Here is an 18410-nt window from a genome sequence, read left to right as displayed (position 1 = left end):
CTCAGCGGTCCCCGGGCGGCGGGGCCTGCACGAGCCCCGACTGGTAGGCGATGACGACGAGCTGGGCACGGTCGCGGGCGCCCAGCTTCGTCATGGCGCGGTGCACATGGGTGCGTACCGTCAACGGGCTGACGAAGAGCTTCTCGGCGATCTCCTCGTTGGAATGCCCCTCCGCCACCCACGCCATCACCTCGCGCTCACGCGCGGTCAGCGCGCCGAGGCCGCCCGCTGCCGCCAGCCGGGCGCCCTGGGCGGGCGCGGAGAGAAGGCGCGTGATCAGCGTGCGGGTGGCGAGCGGGGAGAGGAGCGACTCGCCGGACGCCACGGTCCGGACCCCGGCCAGCAGCACGTCCGCGGTGACGTCCTTGCCGAGGAAGCCGCTCGCCCCGGCGCGCAGGGCCTGGGCGACGTACTCGTCGATCTCGAACGTGGTCAGGATCAGCACGCGCGTGCCGGCCAGCCCCGGGTCGGAGCAGATGGCGGACGTGGCGGCCAGACCGTCCGTGCCGGGCATCCGGATGTCCATGAGGACGAGGTCCGGGCGGTGGGTGCGGGCGAGGGCGACGGCCTCGGAGCCGTCGGCGGCCTCGGCGACCACCTCCATGTCCTCGCAGGAGTCGATCAGGATCCGGAAGGTGGCCCGCAGCAGGGCCTGGTCGTCGGCGAGCAGTACGCGGATGGTCATGGGGTCCGTTCTTCCGGTTCCGGAGCGATGGGGTACAGCGGCAGCCGGGTCGACACCTCGAAGCCGCCCTCGGCACGGTGCCCGGCCCTGAGCGCGCCGCCCATCGACCGGGCCCGCTCCCGCATACCGATCAGGCCGAAGCCACGCCCGGCTTCCGTGGCGGTGGCGGTCGAGGTGCCGTCGTCGGTGACGGTGATCGTCAGATGGTCCAGGGCGTAACGCAGGCGCACGCGGGCCGCCGCGACCGAGGCGTGCCGGGTGACGTTGGTCAGCGCCTCCTGCACGATGCGGTACGCCGTCAGATCGACGCCCGGCGACAGGGCCTGGGGCGCGCCCTCGGTGTCGACCCGAACCGTGAGGCCGGCCGACTCGAACGAGGCGGTGAGCTCGCCCAGCCGACCGAGCCCCGGACTGGGGGCGAGCGGCGCGTCGGGGTCGTCGGCCTGGCGCAGCAGACCCACGGTCGCCTTCATCTCGCGCAGCGCCGCCGATGTCGTGACCGCGAGATCGCCGAGGATCCGGTGCGCCTGCTCGGGGTGGGTGCGTGACAGGTGTGCCGCCGTGCCCGCCTGGGCGTTGGCCAGGGCCAGATGGTGGGCGACGACGTCGTGCAGCTCGCGGGCGATGCGCACCCGCTCCTCGGCGACCCGGCGCCGCGCCTCGTCCTCCCGGCCGCGTTCGGCGTACTCGGCGCGGGCCTGTACGGCTTGCACACAGGCGTCGCGGAAGCGGACCGCGTTGCCGGTGGCGACCGGCAGCAGCAGCCAGGCGGCGGGGCCGAGGGTCGTCAGGGGCCAGGGGTGGTCGGCCGGATCGGCGGCGTAGGCCGTCGTGATCAGCAGCGCGAGCGCGGCGAAGAAGGCGCACCGGGTGGTCGGCCGGTCGGTGCGCAGGGCGAGTCGGTACAGCGCGAGCATGAGCGGGGCCATCAGGAGCGGTGTGAGCAGCATGCCCAGAGCCCCGGCCGCGGCCGTGCACAGGGTCGTCACCGTGACGACGGTCCGGGGACGGGTGCGCTGCCAGCACAGGGAGCCGCAGGCGAGGCCGGCGAGGGCGACGGTGGGTCCGGGAGGGGCCGGCCGGCACGCGCTCGGGAAGTTGATCTCGCTGCCGAGCAGGAAGCACGCGAACAGCAGCGCGGCCGTCATGGTGTCGACGGTGCGGGCGTGGTCGTCCGCGTAGCGCTGCCACGGGATGCTCATCGCGGTTCTCCGGTCGGTGCCAGGACGTGGTCGCCGACCGCGCCGGATGTCGGACGTGGGCCGGCTCCTTTCCCTCGGGTCGTGGCCGTCGCTCCAGAATCCCTGGCCGGAGCGGTCGGGTCGTCGTGCGGCTGCTGCCAATCAGGGCTACTGAGGACGCAGTACGTGCCGGGCCGGGCCTCCTCCCGGAGCATGAGGGCGGCGCCGCCCTCGCGGAGAGGGCGGCACGTAAAGAAGCAGCGATCTTAAGTCAGCTGCTTGACTTAGCGCGATCTCCGGGTTTGCCTGACCCTGCGGCGACGCGGCCGTACCGGAGGAGGGCCCATGTCCCGGAGTGACGAGAAGCAGGCGCCGACCTATCCGATGTACGGCGGTACGGCGCTGGAGCCGCCCGCCGAGTGGGAACTGCTGCGCAAGGAGTGCCCGGTGGCCCGGGTGAGCCTGCCCAGCGGCGACGAGGCGGTCCTGCTGACCCGCTACGACGACGTCCGGCAGATCCTCTCCGACCCGCGGTTCGCCCCCGTGCTGGATTCCGCGGACGCCGCCCGGATCGCCGACGACGAGACGGGCGGCGTCTTCAACACCGACATGGCCAGGTTCATCCCGCAGCGGGGCGAGCCCCATCTGCGCTGGCGGCGGATGGTGGGCCAGTGGTTCACCGTGCAGCGCATGGCCGCGCTCCGGCCGGGCATCGAGGCGATGGCCGAACACCTCGTGGACGAGATGGTGGCACACGGCCGCCCCGCGGACCTCGGGGCCCACCTCGCCTTCCCGCTGCCGGTGTGGGTGATCTGCCATCTGCTGGGCGTCCCCGACGCCGACCGGGACCGGTTCTCCCGCTGGTCCGACGCCCTGCTCAACCTCACCCGGTACACCCAGGAGGAGGTCGACACCGCGCAGGACGACTACGTCGACTACATGGCCGCCCACGTGGTCGCCAAACGGGAGGCGCCGGGCGACGACCTGCTGGGCGCGCTCATCGAGGCCGTCGAGCCCGACGGGCACCGGATGTCCGAGCGGGAGCTCGTCTACACCGGGCAGTCCCTGCTGATCGCCGGGCACGAGACCACCGCCGGCATGATCGGCAAGACGGTGGCCCTGCTCCTCGCCGACCGCCGACGCTGGGAACGGCTCCTCGCCGACCCCGCCCTGGTGCGGCCCACGGTCGAGGAGGCACTCCGGATCGATCCCGACCCGGGCATCGGCATCCCGCGCTACCTCACCGAGGAGACCGAGGTCGGCGACACCGTGCTGCCGGCCGGCACGACCGTGCTGTGCAGCATGGGGGCGGCCAACCGCGACGAGAGCGTGTTCGGGGCGCCCGACGAGATGACGCTCGACCGGCAGCCCAACCCGCATCTCGCCTTCGGCTTCGGACCCCACGCCTGTCTGGGCCAGGCGCTGGCCCGTGTCGAGCTGCAAACGGTCCTCGACGTGCTGTTGCGTAGGCTTCCGTCCTTGGAACTCGCCGTAGCGGCGGAGGACCTGCGACGGCTCGAGGGGCTGGCCGTCGGAGGGCTGAGGGAAGTCCCGGTGCGATGGTGATGATGGCGGCAGGCAGGGCGGTACGGGCGGAGCAGGTCGGCGTGACCCGGGAGCTGATCCTGACCGCGGCCGAGCGGCTGTTCGCCGAGCGCGGGGTCTACGCGGTCTCCAACCGCCAGGTCAGCGAGGCCGCGGGCCAGGGCAACAACGCCGCCGTCGGCTACCACTTCGGCACCAAGGCCGACCTGGTCCGCGCCATCGTCCGCAAGCACGCCGAACAGATCGAGGAGATCCGCGCCCGGCTGCTGGCCGGGATCGGCGACTCCACGGACGTACGGGACTGGGTGGACTGTCTGGTCCGCCCGGTCCTGGAACACCTCGGGGCCATGGAGGGCCCCACCTGGTTCGCGCGGTTCTGCGCCCAGGTGATGACCGACCCGGCGCTGCACCAGATCATGGTGGAGGAGTCCCTCGCCTCCCCGTCCCTGCGACGGATCGTCGACGGGTTCAACCGGTGCCTGCCCGAGCTGCCCGCCGACGTCCGTGCCGAACGCGGTGCGATGGCCCGCCATCTGCTGGTGCACATGCCCGCCGAACGGGAGCGCGCACTCGCCGAGAACAGGCCCACCCCGCGCGCCAGTTGGCACGACGCCGCGACCGGTCTCGGCGACGCGGTGCTCGGCATCTGGCTGGCACCGGTGACACCGTGCCGGGCCGAGCCTGTACGTGATCGGTGAGCGGCCCGCGCTCGCGCGGGGCTCCGGGCAGCACGTGCTGGTGGTCGGCGGGCCGGAGGTGGCCGAACTGCTGGCGACCACACTGGAGTTGGCGGGATACCGCGTCAGCGTGGCCGGTACGGGGGCCGAGGCACTGACACGGGCCGCGGAGCACCGGTACGACCTCGTGGTCCTCGACACGGCCCTGCCCGACGTACCCGGCCTCGGCCGGGAGCGCCGGCCGCCCGCCACCCACCGCCCGCCGGTCCTCCTGCTGACCGCCTACGACACGCTGGACAGCCTCCTGCCCGAACTCGGCCTCGGCGAGAGGGACTACGTCACCAAACCCCTCCGGATCGCCGAAGTGCTGGCCAGGGTGCAGGTGTTGCTGCGCGCGGCGGGCCCCAGGCGCCGCCACGACGGACCGCGCCACGACGACCTGCTGCTCGACGACACCCTCTGCCGGGCCCGGCGCGGAACGCGGACCTTCGACCTCACGCCCGCCGAGTACCGGCTGCTGCGCCACCTCCTCGTCAACGCCCGACGAGTCCTGACCAAGGAGCAGATCGGCCGGTACGTCTGGGGCGAGCTCCGCGGCGACAACGCGGTCGAACAGCTCGTGTCCCGGCTGCGGCGCAAGGTGGACCAGGACGCGCCGACGCTGATCCACACCCGACGGGGCTTCGGCTACTGGCTGGGACGGGCCGAGTCACAGGACTGAGCAAACGCCCGGACCGCCCGCGCGTCCCGGCGTCGGGTGCTGCGGATCCGTCGGGTTCGGTCCGGAGAGACGCCTCTCAACTCATGTGATGAACAGGAGAGTTGCCGCCTCGATCCGCCATACGCCGAGTGTGTGAGCTGGGTCACGTCAGCCTTCTGTCAGGTAACTGACCGGAGCCCGTCAGCCCCCTCTGTTTGCATGTGCTCATCGAGGCCTCGCCCCCCTTCCCCCCGGCGCTCCGACGCCCGTCCGGAGCCCCCCACCACCGAGGAGAACCATGGCCGACACCTTGGCCGGGTCCCCGCCCGAAGCCCCCGACGCCGTGCCCGAGTTCCCCATGCCGCGCGCCGCCCGCTGCCCCTTCGACCCGCCTCCCGGCCTCAAAGAGCTTCAGGGACAGGGGCCGTTGACGAAGGTGCGCCTGTGGGACGGCAGCGAGCCATGGCTCGTGACCCGGTACGCCGAGCAGCGTGCGCTGTTGGGGGACGCCCGGGTCAGCTCCGACATCGACCGGCCCGGATTCCCGTCCAAGGCGAGCTCCGAGGGCGGCGAGGGCAAGCTCAGCTTCATCATGATGGACGACCCCGAACACGCCCGGCTGCGCCGGTTGGTGACGGCGCCCTTCGCCATCAAGAAGGTCGAGGCGCTCAGGCCCGCGGTGCAGCGGATCGTGGACGGCCTCATCGACGACCTGCTGGCCGGGCCGCAACCGGTCGACCTCGTCGAGGCGTTCGCCCTGCCAGTCCCCTCACTGGTGATCTGCGAACTGCTCGGCGTGCCCTACGACGACCACGCCCTGTTCCAGGAGAACACCAAGACGATGGTCAGCAGCGCCTCGACGGCCGAGGAGCGCAACGCGGCCACCCGGGAGATCGCCGGTTACCTCGCCACGATGATCGGCAAGCGGCTCGCCGTACCCGAGGACGACCTGCTGTCGAGCATCGCCGGGCGGATCACCACGGGCGAACTCGACCACCAGCAGGCCACGGAGATGGCCCTGCTCCTGCTGATCGCCGGACACGAGACCACCGCGAACATGATCGCGCTCGGCACCGCGGCCCTGCTCCAGCACCCCGACCAGCTCGCCCTCCTGCGCGAGAGCGACGACCCGAAACTGGTGGCCTCGGCGGTCGAGGAACTGCTGCGCTATCTGAACATCACCCACCAGGGACGACGGCGCGCGGTGACGGAGGACATCGAGATCGCCGGCGAGGTCGTCAGGGCCGGCGAGGGCATCATCGTGGTCAACGAGATCGGCAACCGCGACCCCGAGGTCTTCGAGGACCCCGACCGCCTCGACCTCACCCGCGACGCCCGGCGCCACGTCGCCTTCGGCTTCGGGATCCACCAGTGCCTCGGCCAGCCCCTCGCCCGGATGGAGCTCCAGGTCGTCTACGGCACCCTCTACAAGCGCATCCCCACCCTGAAGCTCGCCTGCGACCTCCAGGACGTGAAGTTCAAGCACGACGCCTTCATCTACGGCGTCCACGAGCTGCCGGTGGCCTGGTGACGGCGCCCCGTCCCGCCGACGACCGACAACCGCGCGACAAGAAGGGCAATCCCATGAAGGTGGAGCTGGAAGCCGACAAGTGCGTCGCCTCGGGGCAGTGCGTGCTCGCCGCGATGGACGTCTTCGACCAGGACGACGACGGCATCGCGATCCTGCTGGCGGAGGAGGTCGGCGCCGAACTCGTCGACGACGTCGAGGAAGCCGTCGCGGTCTGTCCGGCCGCCGCGATCCGACTGGTCCGGCAGTGAACCGGATCGTCGTCGTCGGAGCCTCGGCCGCCGGACTCGCGGCGGTCGAGACGCTCCGCCGCGAGGGCCACACCGGCCCGCTCACCCTCGTAGGGGACGAGCCCCTCGCCCCCTACGACCGGCCGCCGCTGTCCAAGCAGGTCCTGGCGGGCGAGTGGGAACCCGGGCGGCTCGCGCTGCGCCCCTCCGGCGACCTGGCCGCCCTGGGCCTGGACCTGCGGCTCGGCGTGGCCGCGAGCGGCCTGGACCTCGCCGGGCGCACGGTCCACCTGGCCGACGGCTCGGCGCTGTCGTACGACGGACTGATCGTGGCCACCGGGGTGCGGCCGCGTCGGCTGCCCGGTGAGGGCGCGCACGTGCTGCGCACCCTGGACGACGCCCTGACCCTGCGCGACCGGATCGGCCCGGGGCGGCGGCTGGTCGTGGTGGGCGCCGGCTTCCTCGGCGCGGAGGCCGCCGCGGTGGCCTGGCGGCTCGGTGCCGAGGTGACCGTGCTCGAACCCGCCCCGGTGCCGCTGGCGCACGCCGTCGGCACGGAGGTCGGGCAGGTGCTGTCGCGGGCCCATCTCGACCGGGGCGTGGAGCTGCGCTGCGGGGTCACCGTCACCGAGGTGACCGAGGACGGGGTGCGGCTCGCGGACGGTGAACCGGTCGAGGCCGAGGAGGTGTTGGTGGCCGTCGGCTCGCTGCCCAACACCGAGTGGCTGGAGGGCAGCGGGCTGCCCGTGGGCGACGGTGTGATCTGCGACGAGTACTGCGAGGCCGCGCGTGACGTGTACGCCGCCGGTGACGTCGCCCGCTGGTACAACCCGCTGTTCGGGACGTCGATGCGGATCGAGCACCGCACCCACGCCGCAGAGCAGGGCATGGCCGCCGCCCGCAACCTGCTCAACCCCGGGGGCCGCAAGCCCTTCGCGCCGGTGCCGTACTTCTGGTCCGACCAGTACGACATGAAGATCCAGGCGCACGGCTTCCTGCGCGGTCACGACGAAGTGGCCGTGGTCGAGGGTGACTTGGCCGAGCGGCGGTTCATCGCCGCCTACCGCGGCGGCGACCGCGTCACCGGCGTCCTCGCGGTCGGCATGCCGCCCAAGGCGATCCGGCCGTGGCGGCAGGCCATCGTCACCGGCGCGGCGTGGAGCGAGACGGTGCGCGCCGCGGTCTGAAGCAGGGGTGCCGGGGGAAGCGGCTCTCGGCGCCCCGGACCGCCGCGTACGGCCGGGGGAGTAGGCCAGGTACACGCACGCAGTATATTACTTGAGTTACGCAACAATATGGTAAAGTGGCGGCCATGGCCACCTCACCGCTCCCCGAACTCCCCGAAGGCCCCGCATCTCCGGAAGTCACGGAGATCGAGCGGGCCCTGACGCGCATCACCTACCTGGCCACGCGCGCCCGGCAGCACGACCGGCTGATGGCCCTGGCCGGAGTCCCCCTGGACCGGGCCGCCGTGGCCCTGCTCCGGCAGATCGCCGACTCCGAGCCGCTGCGCCCCGGGGAGCTGGCCAACCGGCTGGGCGTGGAGGCCTCGCACGTGACCCGCACCGTGCAGCAGCTCCAGAAGTCCGGATACGTCACCCGGGTCCCCGACCCCGACGATCGGCGCGCCCAGCGCATCGAGCTCACCGAGGCCGGGCAGCAGGCCATCGACCGGGTCCGGGACGCCGGCGTACGCGGTATGCAGCTCGCCCTGGCCGAGTGGGCGCCCGAGGAGCTGGGGCAGCTGGCCCATCTCTTCCACCGCATGGTCGACGACTTCCTGGCCTACGCCGTCGAGGACGACACGGAACCCGCGACCACCGCCTGACCCCCGGCGCCGGGCTCGCGCAGCCCCCACATCAGCAGCCGGCCCACCGCCGGCAGGGCGATGAGCGGGAACAGCGCGGTCCGCAGGGACGTGGCGTCGGCGAGCGCCCCGAGAGCGGGCGCGACCAGCCCGCCGACGCTCATCGTCAGCCCCAGCGTCACCCCGCTCGCCGTCCCCACCCGCCGCGGCAGATAGTCCTGGCCGAGGGTGACGTGCAGCGAGAACGGCACGTACAGACAGGCCGAGGTGAGCGCGACGAACGGATACACCAGCGCTCCCGGCGCGAGCACCACTCCCGCGACGGCCAGGACGGTCAGCACGTACGAGCGGCGCACGACCGTCAGCCGCCCGTACCGGTCCGCGAGCCGCCCTCCGGTCACCGTGCCGAGCGCGCCCCCGGCGTAGAGCACACACAGCGCGACCGTGCCCGCCACCTCCCCGCCGCCGGTGCGCTCACGGACGTACAGCGAGACGAACGCGCTCAGTGCGACGAACACGATCGACCGGCAGACGATCGCCCCCGACAGCCGCAGGAACGACGGCCAGTCGTCGCGGCCGGCGGCGGTGGCCGTACGGGCGGACGCGGCACGGCCGTCGGCCGAGCGCACCGCGGCCGCGCACAGGGCCGCCCCGACGAGGGCGGGCACGATCAGCAGGGGAGAGGCGCTCAGGCCGCCGAGCCCGACGACGGCCGTCACCAGCAGCGGCGCCGCCGCGAAACCGAGGTTGCCGCCCAGGGCGAACCAGCCCATCGCCGTGTGACTGCCGCCCGCCGCGACCCGGGCCGCCCGGGCGGCCTCCGGATGGTAGGCGGCGACCCCGATCCCCGAGACGGCGACCGCGGCGAGGGTCGGCGCGTACGCGTCGGTGACCCCGCACAGCGCGACCCCCGCCCCGCCGGTCAGCGCGCTCAGCGGCAGCAGCCACGGCATCGCCCACCGGTCGGTGAGCACCCCGAACAACGGCTGTACCACCGACGACAACAAGGACGCGGCGAGGACGACGCCCGAGGCGGCGGCGTAACCGTAGGCGCGCTCGGCGACGAAGTACGGCACCAGGGCGGCCACGGCACCCTGATAGACGTCGACACAGGCGTGGCCCAGGGACAGATGGCGTATCGCGGTCATGCCACGATCGTCGCGAGAGCGGCGGATGGCGCGCTTTCGATAAACTGCCTACTTGTGCCGGACACCCGCCAAGTCATCCGCCATACGCCGACAGCGCCGACCCGCGCCCAGAGCCTGGCCGCCGGGGAGCGCATCGACGCGCACCGGCACGACGACCACCAGATCGTCTACGCCGGCTCCGGCGTCCTGGCGGTCACCACCGACGCCGGCACTTGGTTCGCTCCCGGCAACCGTGCCATCTGGGTCCCCGCGGGCACCGTCCACGCCCACCGCGCCCACGGCCACCTCGACCTGCACCTGGTGGGCCTGCCCGCCGACGACAACCCGCTCGGTCTGGACGCCCCCACCGTCCTCGCCGTAGGCCCCCTTCTGCGCGAGCTCATCGTCGCCTACACCCGCGACCCCCACGACGAGGGCCCCGAGCGCCACCGGCTGCTCGCCGTCCTCCGCGACCAGCTGCGCGCCTCGCCCCAGCAGCCACTGAGCCTGCCCAGTGCCACCGATCCACGGCTCGCCGCGGTCTGCGAGATCGTCCACGCCGACCCCGCCGACGCCCGCGCCCTCGCCGCCCTCGGAGCCGCCACCGGCGCGAGCGAACGCACCCTCAGCCGCCTCTTCCGCGCCGAGTTCGGCATGACTTTCCCGCAGTGGCGGACCCAGTCCCGCCTCTACCACGCGCTGCGGATGCTGGCCGACGGCGCACCCGTGACGACCGTCGCCCACCGGTGCGGTTGGTCGTCCACGAGCGCCTTCATCGAGGTCTTCCGCCGCTCCTTCGGCCACACGCCCGGGACCCACAACCGCCTTTCCCCGTAGGGCAAACAGGCCGCCGTACGACCTGGATGTACCGTCCAGTAATATCGCGCGGCAGGCCCCCCATAGGAGGAACCGTGCCCCGGTCCGAACGCTCGCCCCTGCTGTTGGCCGCTCTGCTGGCCGGCGTGGGGGTCACCCACTTCACCTCTCCCCGCTCGTTCGACGAGACCATCCCGCGGTCCCTGCCGGGCCCGCCCAGGGCATGGACCTACGCGAGCGGTGTCGCCGAGTTCGCCCTCGCGGCCGGTCTCCTCGCGCCCCGCACCCGGAAGGCCGCCGCGCTGGCCTCCGCCGCCTTCTTCGTCGGCGTCTTCCCCGCCAACGTGAAGATGGCCGTCGACTGGCGCCACCGCCCCACCCCGCAGAAGGCCCTCGCGTTCGGTCGGCTGCCGCTCCAGGTGCCCCTCGTCCTGTGGGCCCGCAACGTCGCACGGAACACGGAGAGCAAGGCATGAGCGCACGCATCGACGTCGGGGACAAGATCGAGGACTTCGAGCTGCCCGACGAGACCGGCACCCCGCGCAGCCTGACCTCGCTGCTCGCCGACGGGCCGATCGTCCTGTTCTTCTACCCCGCCGCCATGACCGCCGGCTGCACCGCCGAGGCCTGCCACTTCCGCGACCTGGCGGCCGAGTTCGAGGCCGTCGGCGCCCGTCCCGTCGGGATCAGCGGTGACTCCGTGGAGCGGCAGCAGGAGTTCTCCGGCAAGCACACCCTCGGCATGCCGCTGCTGTCCGACGCCGACGGCGCGATCCGGGAGCGGTTCGGGGTGACCCGCGGCTTCTCACTGGCGCCCACCAAGCGCGTCACCTTCGTCATAGCGGAGGACCGCACCGTCCTGGAGGTCGTCCGCAGCGAGCTGCGGATGAACACCCACGCCGACCGGGCACTCGCCGCGTTGCGCGACCACCGCAAGTGACGTACGAGTCCTGGTAGCCGTACCGAGGTTGTTGCGGTGCGGCAAAGGGACCATCCTGGACGATATGGAGCACGCCTCGGCCGCGGCGGTCATCGACGCCCGCGGCATGGTGACGGGGTGGAGCGACGGTGCCCGGCGGCTGACCGGATACCCGGCCGAGGAGGCCGTGGGACTTCCGGTGCGTGAGCTGCTCGCCGAGGAGCCGTCGCCCGACGTCGTGGCGGCCCGGACCGGCACCGTCGTCCTGCGGCACCGGGACGGCACCCCCGTCGCCCTTCCGCTGAGGGCGTGCGAGGTGCTGGGCCCGGACGGCTCCCCCGGCGGATTCGTGATCACCGCGGAGCAGCCCGGCGGGGCGGAGCCGACCCTCGCCGGGCAGGCCTTCCAGCAGGCCTCCATGTCCATGTCGGTCTTCGATCCCGAGCAGCGCTATCTGCGGCTCAACGGCGTCGCCTGCCAGGTGATGGGCGTCCCGGAGGAGGCCCTGCTCGGCCGGTTCTTCCCGGAGACCGTGGAGGACGCCGAGCACAGCCAGGGCTTCCACTGGCATCTTCAGCGGGTCGCCGAGACCGGCGAGCCCCTGCACTACGAGAGCTACACGCGCGCCCCGTCCGGCAGCCGTTACCACGCCTGGAACATCGAGATGTGGCCGGTGCGCAACGGGGTCGACGATGTCGTCGGGGTCGCGCTGGCCGCGTTCGACAGCACCGAGCAGCACTGGGCCCGGCAGCGCCTGGCGCTGCTCAACGAGGCCGCGGACGCGATCGGCACCACCCTCGACGTGGTCCGCACCGCCGAGGAACTGGTCTCGCTCGTCGTCCCGCGGTTCGCCGACTTCGCCAGCGTCGACCTCCTCGAATGGGTCCTCGGCCCCGACGAGCCGCCGACCGCGATGCCCCAGGACGTCGTCCTGCGTCGGGTCGCCCACGGCTCCGCCCACGAGGGCACCCCGGAGGCCGCCGTGCACCTCGGCGCGCTGGACGTCTACCCGCCGTACTCCCCGCCCGCACGAGCCCTGCGTGAAGGCCGGGCCGTGCTCAGCCGGGCCGGCGAACCCTCCTTCGACCGCTGGGTCCGCGAGCGCAACGCCCGCGCGCCCAAGGGCCGCCCCTACCGGGAGGGCACCCACTCGATGCTGGCGGTCCCGCTGCGGGCCCGCGGGATCACACTGGGTGTCGCCGTCACCGTACGGATCGGTCCCACCGACCCCTATGTCCCGGACGACGCGGCCCTCGCCGAGGAACTGGCCAGCCGGGCCGCCGTCTGCATCGACAACTCCCGCCGCTTCGCCCGCGAGCGGACCACAGCGCTGGCCCTCCAGCACAGCCTGCTGCCCCGGGGCCTGCCCGGACAGGCCGCCGTCGAGGTCGCCCACCGCTATCTGCCCTCCGGGTCCCTCGCGGGCATCGGCGGCGACTGGTTCGACGTCATCCCGCTCTCCGGCAGCCGGGTCGCCCTCGTCGTCGGCGACGTCGTGGGGCACGGCATCACCTCCTCGGCGACGATGGGCCGCCTCTGCACGGCCGTACGCACCCTCGCCGACGTGGACCTGCCGCCCGACGAACTCCTCACCCACCTCGACGACCTGGTCACCCATCTGGCCGCCTACGACAGCGACGACGACATCGCGGAACTCGGCGCGACCTGCCTCTACGCCGTCTACGACCCGGTCTCGCGCCGCCTCACCCTCGCCGCCGCCGGCCACCCGCCGGCCGTCCTCGTGCTGCCCGACGGCACCGCGGAACTCGTCCCGATGAGCGCGGGCCCCCCGCTCGGCGTCGGCGGACTGCCCTTCGAGGCCACCGAGGTGGAACTGCCCGAGGGCGCCGTCCTCGCCCTGTACACCGACGGCCTCGTCGAGGACCGCGACCGCGACATCGACCACGCCACCGGCGAACTGTGCCGCGCCCTCACGGCCCGCGCCAGCAGCCTCGACGCCCTCTGCGACAGCGTGCTGAAAGCCGTGCTGCCGGAGGAGCCGAGCGACGACGTGGCCCTCCTGCTGGCCCGCACCCGCGCCCTCGGCGCCGACCGGGTCGCCACCTGGGACATCACGCCCGACCCCGCCCATGTGGCGGCCGCCCGGCAGGCCGCCACCGAGCAGCTCACCGTGTGGGGCCTCGACGAGGCCGCCTTCGTCACCGAACTCGTCGTGAGCGAACTGGTCACCAACGCCATCCGCTACGGCGCGCCGCCCATCCAGCTCCGGCTGATCCGCGACCGCACCCTCATCTGCGAGGTCTCCGACGGCAGTTCCACCTCGCCCCATCTGCGCCGCGCCCACGCCTACGACGAGGGCGGGCGCGGTCTGCTGCTGGTCGCCCAGCTCACCCAGCGCTGGGGCAGCAGACAGACCGGCTCCGGCAAGACGATCTGGGCCGAACAGCCGCTGCCCCCGGACTGATCACTCGAAGGGGCAGCCCGGGTTGGGCGCGTCCTCGGAGAACGGCGACCCGTGCGGCAGCACGTACAGCACGTCCAGCACCAGCGGGGTGTCGCCGAGGTTGCGCCCGATGTGCACGTTCCCCGGCCCGGCCGGCTCCTGGATGAAGTCGCCCTTGTCGTACACCCCGTCGGAGGCGCAGGTGGAGTCGAAGTGGCTGAGCGTGCCCTGCTGCACGAAGGCGTAGAGCGGACCGTCGTGGTAGTGCCAGCCGGTCGCCTGACCCGGCGGAATCGTGATCTCCCTGAGGACGTAGTCCGTGTCGCCCACGGTCCTTTGACTGATCAGCTTCGCGGTGACGCCGGGTCCCGGCGGTGTCGCCTGAGCGGTGCCGCAGGTGAGGGTGGTGGCCGCGGCCACCACCCCGGCGATGCCGACGCGGAGCGAGGTGCGCATACGGGTGCCTCCAGACGCTGGAGCGGACGATCGAGGACGTGCCGCTGCGAACATAGAGGCAGAGATGGGGAGTTGGGACCGGAATCAACAGATCTGAGAGCTGCCGTTCATCCGCGCCTCGGGCCACGCGCGCCTCAGAACTCCTCGTGCACCTCCGGGTCCCCGCCCGTGCGGCGATGGGCCCGGTCACCGATCGCCGCCAGCTGCGCCGGGTCCAGCGTGAAGCCGAAGACGTCCAGGTTCAGACGCTGCCGCTCCGGGTCCGACGACTTCGGGATCGGTACCGCGCCGAGCTGCGTGTGCCAGCGCATGATCACCTGCCCCGGCGTGACCCCGTGCGCCTCGGCGACCCCGGCGACGACCGGGTCGTCCAGGAGTTCCGCGCCGCGGGCCAGCGGGCTCCAGCTCTCGGTGCGGATGCCCTTGGCGGTGTGGAAGGCCCGCAGCTCGTCCTGCGGGAACAGGGGGTGCAGCTCGATCTGGTTGACGCTCGGCAGCACCCCGGTCTCCTTCTCCAGCCGCTCGATGTGGGCCGCCGTGAAGTTGGAGACGCCGATCGAGCGCACCAGACCCTCCTCGCGCAGCTTGATCATGGCCCGCCAGGAGTCCACGTACCGGTCGACGCGGGGGAGCGGCCAGTGGATGAGGTACAGGTCCACGTGGTCCAGGCCGAGGCGACGGCGGGACTCCTCGAAGGAGGCGAGGGTCTCCTTGTAGCCGTGGTGCCGGCCCGGAAGCTTCGTGGTCACCACGATGTCCTCACGGGGAACGTCACTGCGGGTGACGCCGAGGCCCACTCCGGCCTCGTTGTGGTAGTTCGTCGCCGTGTCGACCAGGCGGTAGCCCAGCCGCAGGGCCCGGGCCACCGCCCGTTCGGCCTCCGCGTCGTCCATGGGCCAGGTGCCCAGGCCGATGGCCGGGAACTTCGTGCCGTCGTTGAGCGTGTGTACCGGGATGCTGATCACTGCCGGACCCTTCTCCTCGACCATGTCGTCCCCCCAGCCTCACGGATAGGGTGAGCCGTGATCAACCGGACGGGTGGGGGATGAGGGCGGCGGACGGCATGGGCGGCACCGAGGAGAAGCGGCAGACGGGCGGGCGCCCCACGTCCAAGGACGTCGCCCGGCTCGCCGGGGTCTCCCACACCGCGGTCTCCTTCGTGTTCAACGGCCGCGCCGAGGGCAACCTCTCGCCCGCCACCCAGGAACGCATCCGGCAGGCCGCGGCCCAGCTCGGCTACCGCCCCGACCCCGTCGCCCGAGGGCTGCGCCGCCGCCGTACGGCCGTGATCGGCCTGGTCACCGACGAGATCGCCTCCTCACCGTTCGCCGGCCGGCTGCTGCGCGGCGCCATGGAGACCGCCTGGGCCAGCGAGCACCTGGTCCTGACCATCGACTCCGGCGGCGACCCGGCCAAGGAGGACGCGGCGGTCGCCGAACTCCTCGACCGGCGCGTGGACGGCATCATCTACGCGGCCATGTCCCTGCGCCGGGTCCGCGTCCCCGAGGGCCTGCACCGCACCCACTCCGTCCTCGCCAACTGTGTGCCCGAGGACGACTCCCTGCCCGCCGTCATCCCCGCCGAACGGGCCGGCGGCCGCACCGCGGCCCGGCTGCTGCTCGACGAGGGCCACCGCAGGGTCGCCATGGTGGGCGGCCAGGAGGACATGGCCTCCGTCGACCGTCTGCGCGGCTTCCGCGACGCCCTGCGCGCCGAGGGCGTCACGGTCCCCAAGGAGTGGGTGGTCCGCAGCGGAGGCGAGATCTCCGGGGGCTACGAGGGCGCGCTGCGCGTCCTGGACGGTGTCCCCGCCGACCGGCGCCCGACGGGGATCTTCTGCTACAACGACCGGGTCGCGGCGGGCGTCCTGCACGCCGCGACCCGGCTCGGGATCGCCGTCCCGGCGGAACTGTCGGTGGTCGGCTACGACGACCAGGAGCACATGGCCGCCTACCTCACCCCGGCCCTCACCACGGTCGCGCTGCCGCACCGGGCGATGGGCGACGCCGCCGCCCGGCTGGTCCTCGACTCCATCGACACCGGCCGGACGCCGCCCGCGACGGTACGCCGTCTGGCCTGCGAGGTGATCAGTCGTGCGTCGGTGGGACCAGCTCCCAGCCGGTGACCGTGGCACCGGCGCCCGTCACGAACAGCTCCGGCACATCGTCCGGCCGTAGGTAGACCCGCTCGGTCACCGTGGCCCGGTCGCCGACGAACACCTCCAACAGCGAGCCGTCGACGAGGACCCGCACCTGGTCGGCCGGTGCCCGCACCACGATCGGCGCCGAACCGTCGGGCCGCGAGCGCGGCCAGTCGGCGCGATCGAGCGTCACCGTGCCCGCGTCCGGATCCAGCACGACCGTGAGCTCCGCGCCCGAGGCCGACCGCAGCAGACTCACGGTGGTGCGATCGGCCGCGGTGACGGTCAGGTCGTACGCCGGGGGCAGTGGGGTACGCCGATCGGGTGCGGTGACGAACGGCCGGGCCGCCCGCAGCAGTTCGAGCTCCGGAGCCGGTACGACGCGCAAGGCGCCGTCGGGATGGACGTCCACCACCCGGGGCGCGGTCAGGACACCGGCCCACCCGGCGCGGTCGACCTCGGCCTGCTCACGGGCCTCCCAGGACCAGCCCCACATCAGCGCCCGGTCCGGCTCCTGGAGCACGGCGGGCGCGTAGAAGTCCCGCCCGTGGTCCAGGCGCCCACCGGTACGGGCCTCGAAGCGCAACTCGCCCTGACCATAGGGCTGGAGACAGCCCGTCAGATAGCCGGTGGAGCACGGGTCGCCGTCCCACAGCGCCACCGCCAGCACCCACTCCCCGCTCGCCGTCGCGTACAGCTGCGGGCACTCCCAGCCGACCGCCTTGTGCCCGAAGGCGTCCACCGCGACCGGGTCGGCGCCGTCGAGCAGCACTCCGGCGAACCGCCAGTCGGTCAGGTCGTCGCAGTCGTACACGAGCACCGAGGGGGTGCCGTCGGCGTGCCCCGCGCCGACCAGTGCCCAGCGGTGGCCGCCGTGGTGGAAGACGAACGGGTCGCGGAACATCACCACGTCCAGACCGGCGGGCGGGCCGGCCACCACGGGCGCCGGCAGTGGCCGCCAGTCGGTCAGCGTTTCGTCCTCCGGCACCAGAGCCCGCGCCAGACAGATCGAGCCGAGCCCGGTGTGATGGCGGTCGACGCCGGTATAGACCGCGGTCGGCATGCCCTCGTCGTCGACCACGCACCCAGACCAGCAGCCCGCCTCGTCCGGGCCGCCCGGCGTCGGGGTGAGGGCGATCGGATGGTGCTCCCAGTGGGCCAGGTCGGCGCTGGAGACATGACCCCAGTGGACGTCGGTGTGGACGGGCGCGTTCGGGTTGTGCTGGAAGAACAGGTGATAGCGGTTCCGCCAACGGAACGGCCCGTTCGGGTCGTTGATCCAGTTCGCGGGCGGACGGACCCGGAACCGGGGGGCGCCCAAGGTGTGACTCAACGGTTGACTCCTGCGGAGGTGATGCCCTCACGGAGAGGGCGCTGGCCGACGAGGAACACGGCGACGGCGGGGAGCATGGACAGCACGACACCGGCGAGCACCACCGAGATGGAGCCGGTGCCGAGGTTGCCCTGGAGCGAGACCAGGCCCAGGGGCAAGGTGTAGTTCTGGCCCGAGGTCTCCAGGATCAGTGGGCGGAAGAACTCGTTCCAGTGGTAGTTGAAGGCCAGCACACCGACGATGGCGAGGCCCGGCGCGGCCAGCGGCGCGTACACGGACCGGAAGATCCGCCAGGGCCCGCAGCCGTCCAGCATCGCCGCCTCGCCGAGATCCTTCGGCATGCCGAGGAAGTACTGGCGCATCAGGAAGGTGCCGAACGCGGTCGGGAAGGCCGGGATGATCAGCCCGAGCAGGGTGTCGGTCAGACTCATCGACTTCAGCACCAGGAACACCGGCACGATGGTCACCTGCAAGGGCACCATCATGGTGGCCAGCACCAGGCCGAACAGCGGCTTCTTGAACCGGAATTCGAGGCGTGCGAAGGCGTATCCGGCAAGACCGGCGGTGATCATCTGACCGAGGGCGATCAGCGCGGTCACCAGCGTGGAGTTGAGCGCCAGCAGCCAGACGTCGATCTGGTCGAAGACCCCCCGGTACGACTCCACCGTCGGGTCCGTCGGGATGATCTTCGGCGGCAGGTCGAAGGACTCGGCCGGGGTGCGCAGGGACGTGGAGACGGTCCAGATCACCGGGCCGAGGGTCAGCAGCGCGCACACCGCGAGGGTGACGATCCGCGCCCAGGGCGCCAGCGAATGGCGGGCACGGCTCAGATTCAGGGTCGCTTGGCTCATGGAGGTCACCC

The 18410-nt window shown here is 72.6% G+C and carries 19 protein-coding genes; 12 read left to right on the top strand and 7 right to left on the bottom strand.

Translation table 11 applies throughout. The annotated features are described in order from the left end of the window. Position 1: 1 nt before the first annotated feature. Entirely contained in the window at positions 2 to 685 is a 684-nt protein-coding gene (locus ABKA17_RS19030) for a response regulator transcription factor (RefSeq protein ID WP_353693277.1), read from the bottom strand. Beyond that, positions 682 to 1887 (bottom strand): sensor histidine kinase, encoded by a 1206-nt coding sequence (locus tag ABKA17_RS19025; protein ID WP_353693276.1) that lies wholly within the window; start codon positions 1885 to 1887, stop codon positions 682 to 684. Before ABKA17_RS19025 ends, ABKA17_RS19030 begins: the two co-directional genes overlap by 4 nt. 324 nt (positions 1888 to 2211) lie before the next feature. Between ABKA17_RS19025 and ABKA17_RS19020 the strand changes: the two genes are divergently transcribed. From ABKA17_RS19020 to ABKA17_RS18990, 7 genes are all read left to right on the top strand, one after another. Next, a complete protein-coding gene (locus tag ABKA17_RS19020) occupies positions 2212 to 3432 on the top strand; it encodes a cytochrome P450 (protein ID WP_353693275.1) in 1221 nt (406 codons plus the stop codon). Positions 3433 to 3434: 2 nt separating this feature from the next. Then, the gene (locus ABKA17_RS19015; RefSeq protein WP_502994289.1) at positions 3435 to 4109 is read left to right on the top strand and encodes a TetR/AcrR family transcriptional regulator; all 675 of its coding nucleotides are present in this window, start codon (positions 3435 to 3437) and stop codon (positions 4107 to 4109) included. Beyond that, a complete protein-coding gene (locus ABKA17_RS19010; protein ID WP_502994287.1) occupies positions 4099 to 4809 on the top strand; it encodes a response regulator transcription factor in 711 nt (236 codons plus the stop codon). Before ABKA17_RS19015 ends, ABKA17_RS19010 begins: the two co-directional genes overlap by 11 nt. A gap of 277 nt (positions 4810 to 5086) precedes the next feature. Next, positions 5087 to 6319 carry a cytochrome P450 gene (locus tag ABKA17_RS19005; protein ID WP_353693273.1) on the top strand — a complete coding sequence of 411 codons (1233 nt, stop codon included), beginning with the start codon at positions 5087 to 5089 and terminating at the stop codon, positions 6317 to 6319. 53 nt (positions 6320 to 6372) lie between these two features. Then, complete coding sequence (locus ABKA17_RS19000; RefSeq protein ID WP_353693624.1) at positions 6373 to 6567, top strand: ferredoxin; 195 nt, start codon at positions 6373 to 6375, stop codon at positions 6565 to 6567. Continuing rightward, the gene (locus tag ABKA17_RS18995; protein WP_353693272.1) at positions 6564 to 7733 is read left to right on the top strand and encodes an NAD(P)/FAD-dependent oxidoreductase; all 1170 of its coding nucleotides are present in this window, start codon (positions 6564 to 6566) and stop codon (positions 7731 to 7733) included. Before ABKA17_RS19000 ends, ABKA17_RS18995 begins: the two co-directional genes overlap by 4 nt. A 125-nt stretch (positions 7734 to 7858) precedes the next feature. Then, the gene (locus tag ABKA17_RS18990) at positions 7859 to 8374 is read left to right on the top strand and encodes a MarR family winged helix-turn-helix transcriptional regulator (RefSeq protein WP_353693271.1); all 516 of its coding nucleotides are present in this window, start codon (positions 7859 to 7861) and stop codon (positions 8372 to 8374) included. On the opposite strand, the gene ABKA17_RS18985 is transcribed toward ABKA17_RS18990, so the two are convergent. Further along, positions 8332 to 9501, bottom strand: coding sequence for an MFS transporter (locus ABKA17_RS18985; protein ID WP_353693270.1), 1170 nt, complete (start codon positions 9499 to 9501; stop codon positions 8332 to 8334). The two genes, ABKA17_RS18990 and ABKA17_RS18985, sit on opposite strands and share 43 nt — an antisense overlap. A gap of 54 nt (positions 9502 to 9555) precedes the next feature. On the opposite strand from ABKA17_RS18985, the gene ABKA17_RS18980 reads away from it, so the two are divergent. From ABKA17_RS18980 to ABKA17_RS18965, 4 genes are all read left to right on the top strand, one after another. Beyond that, positions 9556 to 10317 carry an AraC family transcriptional regulator gene (locus ABKA17_RS18980; protein WP_353693269.1) on the top strand — a complete coding sequence of 254 codons (762 nt, stop codon included), beginning with the start codon at positions 9556 to 9558 and terminating at the stop codon, positions 10315 to 10317. A 74-nt stretch (positions 10318 to 10391) separates the two neighbouring features. Beyond that, positions 10392 to 10772, top strand: a complete 381-nt coding sequence (locus tag ABKA17_RS18975; protein WP_353693268.1) for a DoxX family protein — start codon at positions 10392 to 10394, stop codon at positions 10770 to 10772. Continuing rightward, positions 10769 to 11236, top strand: coding sequence for a peroxiredoxin (locus ABKA17_RS18970; RefSeq protein WP_353693267.1), 468 nt, complete (start codon positions 10769 to 10771; stop codon positions 11234 to 11236). Before ABKA17_RS18975 ends, ABKA17_RS18970 begins: the two co-directional genes overlap by 4 nt. 64 nt (positions 11237 to 11300) lie before the next feature. After that, positions 11301 to 13640, top strand: coding sequence for a SpoIIE family protein phosphatase (locus ABKA17_RS18965; protein ID WP_353693266.1), 2340 nt, complete (start codon positions 11301 to 11303; stop codon positions 13638 to 13640). Here ABKA17_RS18965 and ABKA17_RS18960 read toward each other — a convergent pair whose 3' ends face one another. Both ABKA17_RS18960 and ABKA17_RS18955 read right to left on the bottom strand, forming a co-directional pair. Beyond that, positions 13641 to 14075, bottom strand: a complete 435-nt coding sequence (locus ABKA17_RS18960) for a cupin domain-containing protein (protein ID WP_353693265.1) — start codon at positions 14073 to 14075, stop codon at positions 13641 to 13643. A 134-nt stretch (positions 14076 to 14209) separates the two neighbouring features. Continuing rightward, positions 14210 to 15040: an aldo/keto reductase gene (locus ABKA17_RS18955; protein WP_353693623.1), complete on the bottom strand. Its 831-nt coding sequence runs from the start codon at positions 15038 to 15040 to the stop codon at positions 14210 to 14212. A 98-nt stretch (positions 15041 to 15138) separates the two neighbouring features. Here ABKA17_RS18955 and ABKA17_RS18950 point away from each other — a divergent pair, with 98 nt between their 5' ends. Then, on the top strand, positions 15139 to 16200 hold the full coding sequence (locus tag ABKA17_RS18950; RefSeq protein WP_502994314.1) for a LacI family DNA-binding transcriptional regulator: 1062 nt from the start codon (positions 15139 to 15141) through the stop codon (positions 16198 to 16200). Here ABKA17_RS18950 and ABKA17_RS18945 read toward each other — a convergent pair. Next, positions 16163 to 17548 carry a glycoside hydrolase family 32 protein gene (locus tag ABKA17_RS18945; protein ID WP_353693263.1) on the bottom strand — a complete coding sequence of 462 codons (1386 nt, stop codon included), beginning with the start codon at positions 17546 to 17548 and terminating at the stop codon, positions 16163 to 16165. The genes ABKA17_RS18950 and ABKA17_RS18945 overlap by 38 nt on opposite strands. Next, positions 17545 to 18399 (bottom strand): carbohydrate ABC transporter permease, encoded by an 855-nt coding sequence (locus ABKA17_RS18940; protein ID WP_353693262.1) that lies wholly within the window; start codon positions 18397 to 18399, stop codon positions 17545 to 17547. Before ABKA17_RS18940 ends, ABKA17_RS18945 begins: the two co-directional genes overlap by 4 nt. Positions 18400 to 18410: the final 11 nt, after the last annotated feature.

The organism is Streptomyces sp. RG80, from assembly GCF_040446465.1.
GTDB lineage: Bacteria > Actinomycetota > Actinomycetes > Streptomycetales > Streptomycetaceae > Streptomyces.
Note: the sequence above shows the minus strand (reverse complement) of the source record. Positions and strands in the feature narration are given on the sequence as shown.

Excerpts from the sequence above, each read along its gene's own strand:
- ABKA17_RS19005 (WP_353693273.1), top strand. The coding sequence starts at position 5,087 with ATGGCCGACACCTTGGCCGGGTCCCCGCCCGAAGCCCCCGACGCCGTG.
- ABKA17_RS18985 (WP_353693270.1), bottom strand. The coding sequence starts at position 9,501 with ATGACCGCGATACGCCATCTGTCCCTGGGCCACGCCTGTGTCGACGTC.
- ABKA17_RS19030 (WP_353693277.1), bottom strand. The coding sequence starts at position 685 with ATGACCATCCGCGTACTGCTCGCCGACGACCAGGCCCTGCTGCGGGCC.
- ABKA17_RS18940 (WP_353693262.1), bottom strand. The coding sequence starts at position 18,399 with ATGAGCCAAGCGACCCTGAATCTGAGCCGTGCCCGCCATTCGCTGGCG.
- ABKA17_RS19015 (WP_502994289.1), top strand. The coding sequence starts at position 3,435 with ATGGCGGCAGGCAGGGCGGTACGGGCGGAGCAGGTCGGCGTGACCCGG.
- ABKA17_RS18960 (WP_353693265.1), bottom strand. The coding sequence starts at position 14,075 with ATGCGCACCTCGCTCCGCGTCGGCATCGCCGGGGTGGTGGCCGCGGCC.
- ABKA17_RS18950 (WP_502994314.1), top strand. The coding sequence starts at position 15,139 with ATGGGCGGCACCGAGGAGAAGCGGCAGACGGGCGGGCGCCCCACGTCC.
- ABKA17_RS18970 (WP_353693267.1), top strand. The coding sequence starts at position 10,769 with ATGAGCGCACGCATCGACGTCGGGGACAAGATCGAGGACTTCGAGCTG.
- ABKA17_RS19025 (WP_353693276.1), bottom strand. The coding sequence starts at position 1,887 with ATGAGCATCCCGTGGCAGCGCTACGCGGACGACCACGCCCGCACCGTC.
- ABKA17_RS19000 (WP_353693624.1), top strand. The coding sequence starts at position 6,373 with ATGAAGGTGGAGCTGGAAGCCGACAAGTGCGTCGCCTCGGGGCAGTGC.
- ABKA17_RS19020 (WP_353693275.1), top strand. The coding sequence starts at position 2,212 with ATGTCCCGGAGTGACGAGAAGCAGGCGCCGACCTATCCGATGTACGGC.
- ABKA17_RS18965 (WP_353693266.1), top strand. The coding sequence starts at position 11,301 with ATGGAGCACGCCTCGGCCGCGGCGGTCATCGACGCCCGCGGCATGGTG.
- ABKA17_RS18990 (WP_353693271.1), top strand. The coding sequence starts at position 7,859 with ATGGCCACCTCACCGCTCCCCGAACTCCCCGAAGGCCCCGCATCTCCG.